This window comes from Streptomyces lushanensis (genome assembly GCF_001700515.1).
Classification (GTDB): Bacteria; Actinomycetota; Actinomycetes; order Streptomycetales; family Streptomycetaceae; genus Streptomyces; species Streptomyces lushanensis.
Map to the genome: position 1 here is coordinate 1 of NZ_MAUD01000030.1, position 15457 is coordinate 15457.

A 15457-nucleotide genomic window follows, 5' to 3' on the forward strand; every position below is an offset into this window, starting at 1 on the left:
GTGCCCGGCGACCGGGAGACCGGGCGGCTGCTGGTGGCGTCCGCGGTGGACATGGTGGCCTTCACCGGGAGCGCGCTCGCCGGGGCCGATGTGACGGCGCGGGCGGGCATCCGGCGCGTCAGCCTGGAACTGGGCGGCAACAGCCCGGTCGTCGTCCTGCCCGACGCGCCCGAGGACACCTGGACGGAACTGGCCGCGGCGACCACGTACAACGCCGGCCAGAGCTGCGCCGTGCCCGCGCGGGTGATCACGCTCCGCGAGAACTACGAGTCCGCCGTCGCCCTGCTCTCCGACGCGATGCGGGAGCGCCGCGCGGGCCGGGACTTCGGCCCGCTCAACAACGCGGACCAGGCGGCGCGTTACGACCGTATCGTCGGCGCCTCCGCCGCGAAGGTGACCGCGACCGGTGAACCGGCCCTGGCGCAAGGCGAGGAGGGCGGCTACTGGCGGCCCGCGCGGGTGCTCGCCGAGCTGCCCGACGACGATCCCGCGGTGGTGGAGGAGGTCTTCGGGCCGCTGCTCACCGTCCAGGCGGCGGACACGGTGGAGGACGCGCTCGCCCTGGCGAACGGGGTGCCGCAGGCGCTCGCCGCGAGTGTCTGGACGCGTGATCTGGCGACGGGCCTGGACCTGGCCGGACGGCTGAACGCGGGCGAGGCGTGGCTCAACTGCCATCTCGTCCAGACGGCGGAGCTTCCGCACGGCGGCCGAGGCGCCTCGGGCCACGGCACGGACCTCAGCACGCTGGCCCTGCACGAGTACCAGCGCCCGAAGACGATCACCGCGCGCCTACGGTAGCGGCCGACTCCCGGCCGAGGACGGGCCACCGGTCTCCGGACACCGGCCGGTGTCCGGGCCGGCGTCCGGCCCGGCCCGTCACGCCCGTCGTCAGAGCCGTAGACCGGCCGCCAGGCTGTCCAGCGCGCGGTGGATCAGGGCGGGCAGATCGTCCTGGCTGCCGTGCTCCCCCCAGTAGAGGCTGGTCTCGCGCAGGACGCCCAGCACGGCGGCGACGAAGATCCGCACCTCGAAGTCGTCCGCGTCCCTGCCGGTGCGTTCCACCAGCACATCGGTGAGCAGCGTGGCCGTCGACGACATGCTCTCGGTCATCCTGGCCCGGACGGCCGGGACGTCGACCATCAGCCTGGTGCGCTGGATCACCTCGTCGTGGTCGGTGGTCATCATGGAGCGCGTCGCCTGGTCCAGGACGAACCGGAGTGACTCCAGCGGAGGTTCGTCGACCGGCCGGGAACGCAGCACGGCCGCCATGACCGGGTCGTAGTCGTCGGTGAGGACGATGTCCTCCTTGGTCGGGAAGTAGCGGAAGACGGTCGAGGGGGAGACCTCGGCCGCCTCCGCGATCTGCTCGATGGTCGTCGCCTCGTACCCCTGCTCGGCGATCAGCCCGTAGGTGGCCCGGCGGATCGCGCTTCTGGTCTTGAGCTTCTTGCGCTCGCGCAGGCCCATCGGAGGCTGGTGTTCGGGGAGGGGAGCGAGAGGGGGGTGAGAAGTGGCGGCCATGGCTCCTATTGTCCGGCATCGGCGGGCGCCGGGGCCACGCCCGCGTCATCTGTCGTCCCCCCGGCGGCCTTCGGCCCCTTCGCCCCGCGTCCCTTGTCCCGCGCACTCCGGCCCTTCTCCCGCCCGGGTTCCGGCAGGAGCGTCACCACCAGCAGCGCGGAGACCAGCGCCGCGACACCGCAGACCAGCAGCGCGAGGTTCATACCGTGGATGTACGCGGCGTCCGCCGAGGCCGCGAGCCCGGGAACGCCGAGCCGTTCGGCGACGACATGCGCGGCGACCACGGAGTCCCCGGCCGTGCCGGCGGCGGCAGCGGGCAGCCCCGAGGTGTCCAGCCGGGACGCGTACGCGGCGGCCAGCAGCGAGCCCAGCAGGGCGATCCCGACCGCGCTGCCCATCTGCCGTACGGTCATCAGCAGCCCGGAGCCGCTGCCCGCCCGGTCGGCCGGCAGGGCGGCGATCGCTCCGTCCATCGCGGGCACGACCGCGAAGCCGAAGCCCACACCGGCCACCGACAGCCACAGCGCGGTGAATCCGTAACCGCTGTCCACGGTGGTACGGCTGCCGAGCAGCGCCGCGAAGGCGAGCACGACCAGACCCGCGCCGATCACCGCGCGCGGCCCGAACCGCCGCAGCAGCGGACCGCTGCCCTTGGCGGCGACCATCAGTCCGCCCATCATCGGCAGCATCCGTACCCCGGTGCCGAGCGCGCTGTGGCCCAGTACGGCCTGGAGATGGACGGGCAGCAGGAACAGCAGCCCCGACATCACGAACATCACGAGCGTCGCGGCCGCGGTGTTGAGGAGAAAGCCGCGGTGGCGCAGCAGGACGAGATCGAGCATGGGCCTGGCCTGCCGGCGTTCACGCAGGACGAGCGCGGTGAGCAAGACGGCCCCGGCGGCCAGTGCGGCGACGACGAGCGGGCTGCCCCAGCCGCGGGCGGGCGCCTCGATGATTCCGTAGACCAGCCCGCCCAGCCCGAGCGCGGTGAGCGCGGCGGAGACGGCGTCGACCCGGGGCGAGGACGGGTCGCGGGTCTCGGGCAGCAGAAGGACACAGGCGGTGATCCCGAGCGCGGCCATCGGGATGTTGACCACGAAGATCGAGCCCCACCAGAAGTGTTCGAGCAGCCAGCCGCCGATGATCGGGCCGAGCGGGATGCCCAGCGCGGAGGCGGCGGAGATGACGCCGACGGCCTTGGTGCGGTCCTTGGGATCGCCGAAGAGCGTGGGCAGTACGGAGAGGGCGAGCGGCATCACCAGCGCGCCGCCGACGCCCATCGCGGCGCGGGCGGCGATGACCAGCTCGACGCTGCCGACCAGCGCGCCCATGAGCGAGCCGGCCAGGAAGAGAGTGAGACCGGTGATGAGCATCCGGCGGCGGCCGAACCGGTCGCCGAGCAGTCCGGCGGGCAGCATCAGCGCGGCGAAGACGACGACATAGGCGTCGGCCATCCACTGCTGCTGACCGGTGGTGGCGCCGAGCTCCTCCGCCATCGTCGGCAGCGCCACATTGAGGATCGTCAGATCGAATCCGAGCACGAGCATGCTCGCGACGAGGGCGCCGAGCGCCCACCAACGGCGGCCCATGGCAGCCCTCCTTTGAGAGTTAATGTCAAGTGACAGTAACTCTCAAAAGAGAGATTGCGTCAAGCGCTATGGGGTGATGTGACGGGTGCGGCCGGGCGCGCCAGGGAGGACCGGCGGCACGCGGTGACCGACGATGGCGGGTGGTGGTCGGCGGCGGCCCGGGCTGGGCTCAGGAGTGCTGGTAGGCCACCAGGGAGATGCCGACGAAGTGCACGACGAACGCGGCCAGCGTGAAGGAGTGGAACACCTCGTGGAAGCCGAACCAGCGCGGTGACGGATTGGGGCGCTTGAGCCCGTAGATCACACCGCCCGCGCTGTAGAGCAGTCCGCCGACGATCACCAGGACGAGCACCGCGATCCCGCCGGTGCGCAGGAAGTCCGGCAGGTAGAAGACCGCGGCCCAGCCCATCGCGATGTAGCACGGGGTGTAGAGCCAGCGCGGCGCCCCGACCCAGAACACCCGGAAGGCGATGCCCGCCGCCGCGGCGGCCCAGACCGCCCACAGCAGCGGCCGGCCCGTCGTGTCGGGCAGCAGCAGCATGGTCAGCGGTGTGTAGGTGCCCGCGATGATCAGAAAGATGTTGGCGTGGTCGAGTCTGCGCAGTACGGCCTCGCCGCGCGGCCCCCAGGTGCCCCGGTGGTATATCGCGCTGACACCGAAGAGCAGGCAGGCGGTCAGTACGTAGATCCCGCACGCGACCCTCGCGCGCAGTGACTCCGTGGTGACGATGAGTACGACTCCCGCGACCAGTACGGCGGGAAACATTCCGGCGTGCAGCCAGCCGCGCAGCCTCGGTTTGACCATGCTCAACAGCTCGGGCACGGCGTCCGGGCCGCCTCGGTCCGCGGTTCTTTCCCCTTCCTGTGACGGGGGGTTGGTGAGGGGCTCGGGCGAGGCAGGAGTCATGAGTTCATGCTACCTACGGGGGCGTAGGTAGCGTTCGAGCACAAATAACCTCTTGGTCATGTCCTATGAGTGGCGATGCTCACGTGGGCGGTCCTCTGGACAGATGGGCAGCCGCGGCGGATGATCATATGAGTGCGGACGGCACCGGATGAGCGGCTACGAAGCATCCGGGTCGCGGCCCCCAAGGGGCACCAACCTCAAAACCCTCATCAAGGAGCAATCGTGGCGCGCGATATCGCGGCTCCCCCAACCGCCCCCACCCCACACCAGGAGCTGATCTCCTGGGTCGACGAGATCGCAGCAATCACGCAGCCGGACAGGGTGGTCTGGTGCGACGGTTCCGAGAGCGAGTACGAGCGCCTGTGCGGGGAGCTCGTCGCCAAGGGCACCTTTGTGAAGCTCGACCCGGTCAAGCGGCCCAACTCGTACTACGCGGCCTCGGACCCGTCCGACGTGGCACGCGTCGAGGACCGTACGTTCATCTGCTCCGAGAAGGAGGAGGACGCGGGGCCGACGAACCACTGGAAGGCGCCCGCGGAGATGCGGGAGATCTTCACCGGCGACCAGGGCGTCTTCCGCGGTGCGATGCGCGGCAGGACGATGTACGTGGTGCCGTTCTGCATGGGCCCGCTGGGCTCGCCGCTCTCCGCGATCGGTGTCGAGATCACCGACTCCGCGTATGTCGCGGCCTCCATGCGCACCATGACCCGGATGGGACAGGCGGTCCTGGACGAACTGGGCGCCGACGGCTTCTTCGTCAGGGCCGTCCACACACTGGGCGCGCCGCTGGCCGAGGGCGAGGCCGACGTGCCCTGGCCCTGCAACACGACCAAGTACATCTCGCACTTCCCGGAGTCCCGCGAGATCTGGTCGTACGGCTCCGGCTACGGCGGGAACGCGCTGCTCGGCAAGAAGTGCTACGCGCTGCGTATCGCGTCCGTCATGGCGCGTGACGAGGGCTGGCTCGCCGAGCACATGCTGATCCTCAAGCTCACCCCTCCGCAGGGAGCTTCGAAGTACGTCGCCGCGGCCTTCCCGTCCGCGTGCGGCAAGACCAACCTCGCCATGCTCGAACCGACCGTCTCCGGCTGGACCGTGGAGACGATCGGCGACGACATCGCCTGGATGCGGTTCGGCGAGGACGGCCGGCTCTACGCGATCAACCCGGAGGCGGGCTTCTTCGGCGTCGCGCCGGGCACGGGCGAGCACACCAACGCCAACGCGATGAAGACCCTGTGGGGCAACTCGGTCTTCACCAATGTGGCGCTCACCGACGACGGCGACGTCTGGTGGGAGGGCATGACGGAGGAGGCGCCCGCGCACCTCACCGACTGGAAGGGCGACGACTGGACACCGGAGTCCGGTACGCCCGCCGCGCATCCCAACGCCCGCTTCACCGTGCCGGCCGGGCAGTGCCCGATCATCGCGCCCGAGTGGGAGGACCCCCGGGGCGTCCCGATCTCGGCCATACTCTTCGGCGGCCGTCGTGCCTCCGCCGTACCGCTGGTCACCGAATCCTTCGACTGGCAGCACGGTGTCTTCCTCGGAGCCAACGTCGCCTCCGAGAAAACGGCGGCCGCCGAGGGCAAGGTCGGTGAACTGCGCCGGGACCCGTTCGCCATGCTGCCGTTCTGCGGCTACAACATGGGCGACTACATGGGCCACTGGGTCAAGGTCGGCGCCGACGCGGCGGCCCGGGGCGAGGAGTCGAAGCTCCCGAAGATCTACTACGTGAACTGGTTCCGCAAGGACGGGTCCGGCAGGTTCGTCTGGCCGGGCTTCGGCGAGAACAGCCGCGTACTGAAGTGGATCGTGGAGCGGCTGGAGGGCAGGGCCGAGGGCGTCGAGACGCCGATCGGTGTCCTGCCGACCAAGGAGGCCCTGGACACGGACGGCCTGGCGCTCTCCGGGGCCGAGCTGGACTTCCTGCTCTCGGTCGACAAGGAGGTCTGGCGCGAGGAGGCGGCACTCGTACCCGGACACCTCAGCACCTTCGGGGACCACGCGCCGAAGGAGCTGTGGGAGGAGTACCACGCGCTGGTGGAGCGCCTCGGCTGACACCGCGTCGGCCGGCGACGGTGCTGGCCGACAACGGCGTCACCGGCCGCGCCGGCCGTGCCGCTCCACGCACCACGGCCGGGCCGGTCCTCACCCTCGGGACCGGCCCGGCCGCGTCGACGTCGGACAGAGTGCTTTTGAACAAAAGACCTTGAGACAGTCTCGCGTTCGACGACGTCAGCGGTCAGACTGAACAGTCATGGACGCAGGGTTAGCCGCGGTCTGCGGCGCGCTGGCGGGTACGTTCGCCACCATAGGAGCCGCGTTCGCCGCCGGCCGTACCCAACTGGAGTCGGCCCGTATCGCGGCGCACCTGGAACACCACCGGCAGCGCCGCGAACCCCGCCATGGGTTCTACCGGGCGTTCATTTCCGCGATGGAGGAGCTGCAGACGGCGATCGGCCAGCGGAAACCGGGGCCGCACGCCCTGAGCGACTTCACGAGCACCTATGTACGCGAGTGCCGCGACCGGGCGTCCAGTGTGAAGGCGGTCTGGGTCGATGTCGCCCTGGCGGGCCCCGAGCATGTGTCGACGCTGGCGGAGGAGCTCGCCCAGTCGGTAGACGTGATCTCCTCGCTCTGCGCGGACCTCGGGCGGATCAGGGAGGACCACGCGAGGAATCCGGCCGGAAAGCTGCCGCAGGAGACGATCGCCCTGCTCATCTCGTTCGAGCAGACGGTCCAGCCCATGACGGAGAATCTGCCGAAGTTCAGAAAGGCCGCCAGGAACGCCCTGGACGACAACGGCCTGAGCAATCTGCGCACCTCCTCCCGGCGCGCCCGCTCCGCGGCGCGGCCACCTCTGGCCTCCGACCACGACGGCCCGCCCGTGCCGGACACCGGGCCGTGACGGACCCCCGTCCGTGACAGACTCCCGCCCGTGAACCTCGACTTCGTACAGCCACGCGGGCGGCAGGGGCGGCGCACGCCGTTCACGGCGACCGCGCTGTCGGTCCTCGCCCTGCTCGGCGCGGGCGGCTGCACCGGGAGCGGCGACGACGGCTCCCCACCGTCCTCGTCCCCGGTGACCATGCCCGCGACACCGCCGCCCACCGGCGCCGGCGCGGCAGGCGCCGGGAGCGTCTCCGAGGCTCCGCCGCCGTTGCGGGGCGGTGAGATCCTGCTCACCGCGAAGTCCCGCCGGGGCAACGCCGCTCTGCCGCTCGCGAGGAAGATCGGTGACGGCCTGCTGGGTGCGCAGGTCAACTGCCGGGGAACGGGCACACTCTCGGTCTCCGTCGAGCCGGTCGGTCTGAGCTTCTCCCTCGACTGCGTGGCCCAGGAGGTACGCGGCACCTCCAACGAGATCGATCTGAAACGGACCCCGGCCGAAGGCACGGTCCGGATCACCGCGCCTTCCGCGGTCACCTGGGCACTCACGGTGGAACAGTGACGACCGGCGCCCGGCGGGCGCGCGAGTTTCGTGTCCGCTGTGACCGGGTTACGGTGGACAAGGCGCGCCGTTCGTCTTTCTGAACGCTCTCCGGGGAAGCCGGGCGGGGGCGGGAAGGAGGCCGCGATGAGCGAGCCGGACGCGGACCGGACCCGGGACGGGGCCGTGCAGCCCGCCGCGACCCAGCCCGTCGCAGCACAGCCCGCCGCGGCCCAGCTCTCCGCGATCACCGTGAACGTCACCTTGAACGTCAACGGCCAGGCGCGACGGCTCGACCTCGATCCGCGCACCTCGCTGCTCGACGCGCTGCGTGAGCATCTGCGGCTCAGCGGCACCAAGAAGGGCTGTGACCACGGGCAGTGCGGTGCCTGCACGGTGCTGGTCAACGGCCGGCGCGTCAACTCCTGTCTGACGCTCGCCGTGATGCGTCAGGACGACGAGATCGTGACGATCGAGGGCATGGGGCGGCCGGGCGATCTCGGTCCGCTCCAGGCGGCCTTCGTCGAGCGCGACGGTTTCCAGTGCGGCTACTGCACCCCGGGCCAGATCTGTTCGGCGGCAGGCATGCTCGCCGAGGTCGAGGCGGGCTGGCCCAGTCATGCCACCGCCGATGTCTCCTCCACGCGCATCGAGCTGACCGACGAGGAACTCCGCGAGCGGATGAGCGGCAACATCTGCCGGTGCGCCGCCTATCCGAACATCGCCGCGGCCATCCGTGACGTCGCGGCCCACGGGGACGGCGCGGCTCGCGGGGCAGGTCACACCGCGAGAGGAGGCCCCCGGTGAGGCCCTTCACCTATGAGCGGGCGACGGACGCGCGGGCCGCGGTGGCGGCCGTCTCCCGTCCCGGCGCGAAGTTCATCAGCGGTGGCACCAATCTGCTCGATCTGATGAAGCTGGAGATCGAACGGCCGGACCATCTGGTCGACATCAGCCGGCTGCCTCTGGCGGCCATCGAGGACCCGCCGGACGGCGGACTGCGGATCGGCGCGCAGGCGGTGAACTCCCAGGTGGCCGCCGACGCGCGCGTACGCACCGGCTATCCGGTCCTCGCCGAGGCGCTCGTCGCCGGCGCCTCCGGCCAGTTGCGCAACATGGCGTCCGTCGGCGGCAATCTGCTCCAGCGCACGCGCTGCCCGTACTTCTACGACACGGGCGCGGGCTGCAACAAGCGTGCTCCCGGCTCCGGTTGTGACGCGATCGGCGGCGTCAACCGGACGCACGCGATCCTCGGGGCGAGCGACTCCTGCATCGCGACGCATCCCTCGGACATGGCCGTCGCGATGACGGCGCTGGAGGCGCGGATCGAACTGCTCGGCGCCGACAGGTCCGTACGTACGGTCGCCGTCGGTGACTTCTACCGGCTGCCGGGCGACACCCCGCACATCGAGACCGTGCTGCGGCCCGACGAGATGATCACAGCCGTCGTCCTGCCGCCGCCACCGCCGGGCGGACAGCTCTACCGGAAGGTACGCGACCGGGCCTCCTACGAGTTCGCGGTGGTCTCCGTGGCGGCGGTCGTCTCGACGGACGAGGGAACTTCGACCGGCGGGGGGCCGGGAACGATCGCCGACGCCCGGGTGGTGTTCGGCGGTGTGGCGCACAAGCCCTGGCGGTCGTTCGCGGCGGAGGACTCGCTGAGGGACCGGCCCGCCACGATGACGACGTACCGCGCCGCCGCCGAGGCCGCGCTGGCGGACGCCGTGGGGCGGGGCGGCAACGACTTCAAGATCGAGCTGGCCAGGCGGACGCTGTGCCGCACGCTGGCCGAGGCCGCCGAGGCGGCCGGGGATGCTCAGCGGCGGGGCGGGCGATCCGGCCGGGACGAGGGCGACCATGGCACGCGCTGAGGAATCCCCACTGATCGGGCAGCCGCTCAACCGCGTCGACGGCCCGCTCAAGGTCACCGGCCGGGCCACCTACGCGTACGAGCAGTGGGAAGCCGGCCCGCCGCTCTACGGCTTCATCCTCGGCGCGACCATCGGCAGGGGCCGTATCACCCGGATCGACACCGCACGCGCCGAACGCCTCCCCGGTGTACGCCTGGTGATGACCCATCACAACGCGCCGCCGCAGGGCACTCGTGACGAGTCCACCTTCCTGGAGTTTCCGCGCGCCTTCACGGCACTCGCCAACCCGGAGATCCACTTCCACGGCGAGCCGGTCGCGCTCGCCGTGGCGACGACCTTCGAACAGGCACGGGCGGCGGCCGGGCTCATCGATGTCACATACGCCGTCGGGCCGGGACGGTACGACTTCGCCGCCCGCCTGGATCACGCCCGTACTCCGAAGAAGATGAAGATCGGCCTCGCCGCCGACACCGCGGTGGGCGACTTCGACGCCGGATTCGACGCCGCCGATGTCACGATCGACCAGCACTACACGACGCCGTTCTGCTCGGCCCAGCCCATGGAACCGCACGCGTGTCTCGCCGTGCCGCGCGGCGAGGACCTGATCGTCCACACCGGCATCCAGATCGTGGATATGGCCCGTACCTCCATCGCCGGCACGCTCCGGATGGACGAACGGCGGATCCATGTCGTCAGCCCCTACATCGGCGGCGGATTCGGCTCCAAGCTGCGCGTCCACTACGAGACGATCCTCGCGGCCATCGCCGCCCGTGTGCTCGACCGGCCGGTCAAGATCGCGCTGACCAGGCAGCAGACCTTCCCGCTCGTCGGTATGCGTCCCACCTCGCACCAGCGCGTCCGCCTCGGCTCCGGGCGGGACGGCCGGCTGGTCGCGATCGCCCATGACGTCACCATGTCCACCAATCCCGACGTGGAGTACGCCGAGCAGACCGGCGTCACGACGCGCAGCCTCTATGCCGCGCCCCACCGCGCGACGAGCCACCGGCTGACCGCGCTCGACCTGCCGCGCGGAGAGGACGTCCGCGCGCCCGGCCACGCGCCGGGACTGATGGCGGTCGAGGCGGCGATGGACGAACTGGCCCATGAGCTGTCGATGGATCCGGTCGAGCTGCGGATCCGCAACGAACCGGAGCTGGATCCCGAACGCGGTGTGCCGTTCAGCGACCGTCATCTGGTCGACTGCCTGCGCGAGGGGGAACGCCGGTTCGGCTGGAAGCGCCGCCCGATGAAACCCGCGACCCTCCGTGAGGGACGCCGGCTGATCGGATACGGCGTGGCCGCCGCGATCCGCCCCCACCCGCAGTGGGCGACCAGGGTACGGGTCCGGCTGGAGGCGGACGGTACCGCCGTCGTCCAGTCGGACATGACAGACATGGGCACCGGTACGTACACGACGCTGACCCAGGTCGCCGCCGACGGACTGGGACTGCCGCCCGAACGGGTACGGGTCGAGCTCGGGCGTTCCGAGTTCCCGGTCAGCGGCGGCTCCGGTGCCTCCTGGGGCGCGGGCAATTCGAGCACCGCGGTCCATCGCGCGTGCGCGGCCCTGCGCGATGAGCTGCTGGCAGCGGCGTGCGGCGACACGCGCTCACCGCTGTACGGCCGCGATCCCGCGACGGCGGTCCTGGCGGACGGCGGCGTGCGGGCCGGCGGTGTGTCCGTACCGCTCGGTGAGATCGTCGGGCTTGTCCGTCCCGGCGGCGAGGGCCTGGCGGCGGAGGGCGGGACGCGCCCCATGGCGGAGGAGCCGAATTACGCGGCCTACTCGATCAACACCTACGGGGCGCACTTCGCCGAGGTCGGCGTCGACGCCGACACCGGCGAGATCCGGCTGCGGCGGATGCTGGGCGTGTTCTCGGCGGGCCGTGTCCTCAACGCCAAGACGGCACGCTCGCAGCTCCTCGGCGGCATGATCTGGGGGCTGGGCATGGCCCTGGAGGAGGCGGTGGCCGTGGACGTACGGTCGGGCGCCCTCGTCAACCGCGATCTCGCCCAGTACCTGGTGCCCGTCCACGCCGACGTCCCGGAGATCGACGCCGTCATCCTCGAAGGCTTCGACGAGAAGGCCAATCCTCTCGGCGTCAAGGGCCTGGGCGAGCTGGGCATCTGCGGAGCCGGCGCGGCGGTCGGCAACGCGGTGTTCAACGCCACGGGCGTACGCGTACGCGACTTCCCCATCACGCTCGAAAAGCTCCTGCCGGGCCTGCCGCCGCAGGAGTGACACGCGCAGGAGTGACTGACACGCGCAGGAGTGACACGCGGCGCCGGGGCGGTCAGCGGGGTTCGTCGATGACCGGGTTCTCCAGGGTTCCGATCTTGTCGATCTCGATGCGCACGGTGTCGCCCGCCTTGAGATACTTGCCGGGCCGGTGCCAGGCGATGCCGCTCGGGGTGCCGGTGGCCAGCACGTCTCCGACCTCCAGGGTGAACGCACTGGAGAGGTAGGCGACCTGCTCGTACAGGTTGAACAGCATGTCCGCCGTATGTCCGTCCTGGCGCAGGTCGCCGCTGACGTACGTACGCAACCGCAGATCGAGCGGGTCGCCGATCTCGTCCGGGGTGACGATCCACGGACCGATCGCGCCATGGGTGTCGAAGGATTTGCTGACCACCATGCCCGGCTCAAGCGTCTGCCAGTCGCGCACACTGACGTCGTCGACGATGGTGAACCCGGCGATCACGTCCAGCACCGCGCGCTTCTCGTCCGGTACGTTCTTGCACCGCTTGCCGATCACCAGAGCGAGTTCGCCCTCGTAGTCGACCTCGTCCGGGGCGATCGCCGGGATCCAGATCGGTTCGCCGGGCCCGATGACACAGGTCTGCTGTTTGTTGAACCAGGCCTGGCGGGTCGGCCGCTCCATGTGGGTCTCTTCGAGGTGGGCGGCGTAGTTGTAGCCGATGGCGAGAAACTTGGGCGGTCTGGGCACCGGCGCGCACAGCTTCACCCCCGACAGCGGCAGCCTCTTGGCCGAGCCGGAGGAGGCCCACATCTTCCTCGGGTCGCGCTCCAGCAGCTCGATCATCGTCGCCACCGACGGGTCGGCCGCCGTCAGATCCACGATCTCGTCACCATCGACGAAACCGACATGCTGGCCGCTGCCGGTGTCGAACGTCGCGAGTTTCATCGCTCACCTTTCCCAGCAGGGCGGCCGACCGGCAACTGCCGGTCGGAGACGGGCCGCTACCCATTACGGCACGGGCCCCCACCACCGGCAACTCGGCAACGCAGCCGGACTCCGGACTCCCCGAGCCCGCGGTCGGCCGCGCACGCCTGCCCGCCCGACCGCACCGGCCTCGCGCCGCTGGAGACACCTGTCGCGGCACGGTTCGGCCGGGCCCGCGCGGAGCCCGATGGTCATCGACCCGCTGGAAACCGATGACGAGCCCGTCCTCGCGGGTGAGGCCGGCGAAGTCACCGTCGGATCCGGGATGCCGCGAGGAACTAACTGTCCTGGGAACCGATCGCGGCGCCCTCATGGTGGGGTCAGCCCTGATCGGCTTTCTGGGCCGCGCGCTCCAGTCGGTCTCGGTGGTCCTCCCACCAGGACCGGTCGCCCGGCGGCATGTTGTCGTTGCCCTCCGACATCCCGACGGCTCCGTCGAGGAGTTCCCGGACGATGTCGGCGTGCCCGGCGTGGCGGTGGGTGTCGGCGATCACGCGTACCAGGACATGGTGCAGTGTCGTCTCTCTCCGCACCTCCGGCCACCACGGGACGTGACCGATCGCGTCGAGCGGCAGCGTGGCGATCGTGGTGTCCGAGTGCTTCCACGCCTGCCGGTACAGTCCGACGATCTGTTCGCGGGACTCGTCCGCCGTGGCCCACATGTCCGCGCCCGGTTCGGTGCCCTCCGCGTACCAGGACGGCGGCTCGTCGAAGAACCGGCGCCCGAACGTGTCGCCGAAGTACCCCAGCTCGACGCCGGTGACGTGCTTGACCAGCCCCAGCAGATTCGTGCCGGTCGGTGTCCGCGGGCGGCGGATGTCGTACTCCGAGAGCCCGTCGAGCTTCCACAGCAGTGCGTCGCGGGCGGCTTGCAGGTAGTGGAGAAGGTCCTCTTTCGCTTTCGACTCGATCATGCCGGGCAGTCTCCCACCCGGCACTGACAGCCGGTGCCGGGCCGGTTCCCGGAGCGGGCGACGTGTCCGACGGCGGCCCACCGTCACGGGTACGCGGAGAACATCACCCGGGTGGCGGTTCCGTTTCACTCGTCTGCTTCTGAACGCGCGACCCGCGGACTCGGGGCGGTGACGCTGAGGGCAGCCCGTCCGCCGTTCGAAGGAGAGAGCAGATGGCCGTGCCGTCCACTCCTGGCCCGCGGATACGTTCGGGGACACGCCCTCGGACAGGTCCGGGGACACGTCCGCGTCGCGGGTACACGCTCGCGGTCGTCCTCACCGCCACGGCGTTCGCCGCCGCCGTTCCCACCGCGAGTGCCCGTCCCGCCGTCGCCTCGGGCGGCGGCACCGAGGCCAGGCCGACGGTCGTGATGATCCACGGCGCCTGGGCCGACACATCGAGCTGGAACGGCGAGGTGAAGATCCTCCGGGGCGAGGGATACACCGCGCGCGCGATCGGCAACCCGCTGGAGGGCCTGACCACCGACGCGGAGACGGTGGCCGACTTCCTCAAGAGCATCCCCGGCCCGGTCGTGCTGGTCGGCCACTCGTACGGCGGCTCGGTCATCACGAACGCCGCCGCCCGGACCGACAACGTCAAGGCGCTCGTCTACGTGGACGCCGCCGCGCCGGCGGTGGGCGAGACCACGGGGGCGCTGAGCGGCTCGACGTCGGCACTCGACGCGCCGCCCGAGACGCTGTTCGACAGCGTCCCGTACGCGAACGCCCCGGAGGGCACGACGAACCTGTACCTGAAACAGGACATCTTCGTCAGGAAGTTCGCCCAGGACCTACCGGTCCAGCAGGCCACCAGCCTCTGGGCCACACAGCGCGCCGCCTCGATGGCCGCGTTCGACACACCGTCCAGATACGCGGCGTGGAAGACGATCCCGTCGTGGTACTTCATCAGCACCGGCGACCAGATCATCACGCCCGAGTCCGAGCTGATGATGGCGCGCCGGGCGGGCTCGAAGATCACCACGTTCAAGGGCGGTTCGCACCTGACGCTGATCTCCCACCCGGCCGCCGTCGCCGAGGTCATCAGGTCGGCGATCGAAGCGGTGAGCTGACGCTCCGGGCCCGCCCCCGGCGGCGGCCTCAGGGTTCGGTGCCGTCGGGGGAGGGCGCGGGTCAGGACCGAGGGGGTGGCCGGGGCGGCTCCCACGTGGCTCGGGACCTACCGGTCCAGCCCGCCCACCCCTCGGTCCGAAGCCGCAGACAACAACCAAACCTCAGCAGCGGACCTTCGCCCGGACAGGAGCTAGCCGTTCACCTCGTACTGCCCGACCTCCAGGAAGTACCGCAGCTCCTCCGGCGTACCGTCGATGACCGCCTCGGCAGCCGCGCGGAGTGCGTCGCTGATGGTCGGGTCGGCGAGGATGCGGGCGACGGCGACCCGGTCGTCCTCTGCCTGGGCGAGGCGGTAGCCCGTTTCGAGGAAGGCGCGCAGGGCTTCCGGGCTGTGGTCGTCGAGGGCCTTGTTGGCTTCCCGGATGACCGCTTTATCGCCGTTCTTGGTCGCCAGGAACAGGATGCGGGCGATGGCGACGCTGTCGTCCTCTGCCTGGGCGAGGCGGTAGCCGGTCTTCAGGAAGGTGCGCATCTGCTCCACGGTGCCGTTGAGGGCCTTGTTGGCCTCCCGGACGACACCCCTGCCGCTGTCCTCGTCCGCCAGGATCCGCAGGATCGCGATACGGAGGTCGTCCTCCGACATCTCGTCCACCGGTATGTCGGACGTGACCGTCACGGTCGTCGACGTGGCCGTCGGGCCCGAGGCGATCGCCGGGGCGGTGAAGAGGAGCGCCGGGGTCAGGGCGGTGATCGCGACGAGCAGGGCAGCGCGGGACGGTCTCATGGGTGTGTGCCTCCCTTGTCGAGCTGTTGATACGAAGATCCTCGCCACGCGGGCCGCCGATGTCACTGCCGGTCATAAGCAGTCTTCGACGACTGTCGTTGCCATTGGCGTACCGGTGCCACCGAAGGGCCGCGGGCCGGACGCGG

14 protein-coding genes are annotated in these 15457 nt (G+C 70.7%); 8 read left to right on the forward strand and 6 right to left on the reverse strand.

Annotated features, from left to right (window positions below; all coding sequences use genetic code 11):
- Nucleotides 1–798, forward strand: a 798-nt coding sequence (locus BFF77_RS02545; protein WP_141698337.1) for an aldehyde dehydrogenase family protein, incomplete at its 5' end; no start/stop codon positions are given.
- Nucleotides 799–888: 90 nt separating this feature from the next.
- Here the strand turns inward: BFF77_RS02545 and BFF77_RS02550 are convergent.
- The 3 genes from BFF77_RS02550 to trhA all read right to left on the reverse strand — a co-directional run bounded on the left by BFF77_RS02550 (nt 889) and on the right by trhA (nt 3915).
- A complete protein-coding gene (locus BFF77_RS02550; protein WP_066943340.1) occupies nt 889–1521 on the reverse strand; it encodes a TetR/AcrR family transcriptional regulator in 633 nt (210 codons plus the stop codon).
- A gap of 5 nt (nt 1522–1526) precedes the next feature.
- The gene (locus tag BFF77_RS02555) at nt 1527–3110 is read right to left on the reverse strand and encodes an MFS transporter (RefSeq protein ID WP_079124772.1); all 1584 of its coding nucleotides are present in this window, start codon (nt 3108–3110) and stop codon (nt 1527–1529) included.
- A 169-nt stretch (nt 3111–3279) separates the two neighbouring features.
- On the reverse strand, nt 3280–3915 hold the full coding sequence (trhA, locus tag BFF77_RS02560; RefSeq protein WP_066943342.1) for a PAQR family membrane homeostasis protein TrhA: 636 nt from the start codon (nt 3913–3915) through the stop codon (nt 3280–3282).
- 324 nt (nt 3916–4239) lie between these two features.
- Between trhA and BFF77_RS02565 the strand changes: the two genes are divergently transcribed.
- From BFF77_RS02565 to BFF77_RS02590, 6 genes are all read left to right on the forward strand, one after another.
- Nucleotides 4240–6075, forward strand: coding sequence for a phosphoenolpyruvate carboxykinase (GTP) (locus tag BFF77_RS02565; protein WP_066943344.1), 1836 nt, complete (start codon nt 4240–4242; stop codon nt 6073–6075).
- 199 nt (nt 6076–6274) lie between these two features.
- A complete protein-coding gene (locus BFF77_RS02570; protein WP_066943346.1) occupies nt 6275–6925 on the forward strand; it encodes a hypothetical protein in 651 nt (216 codons plus the stop codon).
- A 30-nt stretch (nt 6926–6955) separates the two neighbouring features.
- Nucleotides 6956–7468: a hypothetical protein gene (locus BFF77_RS36500; RefSeq protein ID WP_245703127.1), complete on the forward strand. Its 513-nt coding sequence runs from the start codon at nt 6956–6958 to the stop codon at nt 7466–7468.
- Nucleotides 7469–7594: 126 nt separating this feature from the next.
- Nucleotides 7595–8254, forward strand: coding sequence for a 2Fe-2S iron-sulfur cluster-binding protein (locus BFF77_RS02580; protein WP_066943348.1), 660 nt, complete (start codon nt 7595–7597; stop codon nt 8252–8254).
- Nucleotides 8251–9318, forward strand: coding sequence for an FAD binding domain-containing protein (locus tag BFF77_RS02585; RefSeq protein ID WP_066943350.1), 1068 nt, complete (start codon nt 8251–8253; stop codon nt 9316–9318). The genes BFF77_RS02580 and BFF77_RS02585 overlap by 4 nt, the downstream gene beginning before the upstream one ends.
- The gene (locus BFF77_RS02590) at nt 9305–11560 is read left to right on the forward strand and encodes a xanthine dehydrogenase family protein molybdopterin-binding subunit (RefSeq protein WP_245703129.1); all 2256 of its coding nucleotides are present in this window, start codon (nt 9305–9307) and stop codon (nt 11558–11560) included. Before BFF77_RS02585 ends, BFF77_RS02590 begins: the two co-directional genes overlap by 14 nt.
- Nucleotides 11561–11612: 52 nt before the next feature.
- On the opposite strand, the gene BFF77_RS02595 is transcribed toward BFF77_RS02590, so the two are convergent.
- Together BFF77_RS02595 and BFF77_RS02600 are read right to left on the reverse strand one after the other, a co-directional pair.
- The gene (locus BFF77_RS02595; RefSeq protein WP_066943352.1) at nt 11613–12464 is read right to left on the reverse strand and encodes a fumarylacetoacetate hydrolase family protein; all 852 of its coding nucleotides are present in this window, start codon (nt 12462–12464) and stop codon (nt 11613–11615) included.
- A 359-nt stretch (nt 12465–12823) separates the two neighbouring features.
- Nucleotides 12824–13417: a DinB family protein gene (locus tag BFF77_RS02600; protein ID WP_066943354.1), complete on the reverse strand. Its 594-nt coding sequence runs from the start codon at nt 13415–13417 to the stop codon at nt 12824–12826.
- Nucleotides 13418–13629: 212 nt separating this feature from the next.
- Here BFF77_RS02600 and BFF77_RS02605 point away from each other — a divergent pair, with 212 nt between their 5' ends.
- Nucleotides 13630–14526, forward strand: a complete 897-nt coding sequence (locus BFF77_RS02605; protein WP_079124775.1) for an alpha/beta hydrolase — start codon at nt 13630–13632, stop codon at nt 14524–14526.
- A gap of 191 nt (nt 14527–14717) precedes the next feature.
- Here the strand turns inward: BFF77_RS02605 and BFF77_RS02610 are convergent, their stop codons facing one another.
- Complete coding sequence (locus tag BFF77_RS02610) at nt 14718–15311, reverse strand: ALF repeat-containing protein (RefSeq protein ID WP_066943356.1); 594 nt, start codon at nt 15309–15311, stop codon at nt 14718–14720.
- Nucleotides 15312–15457: the final 146 nt, after the last annotated feature.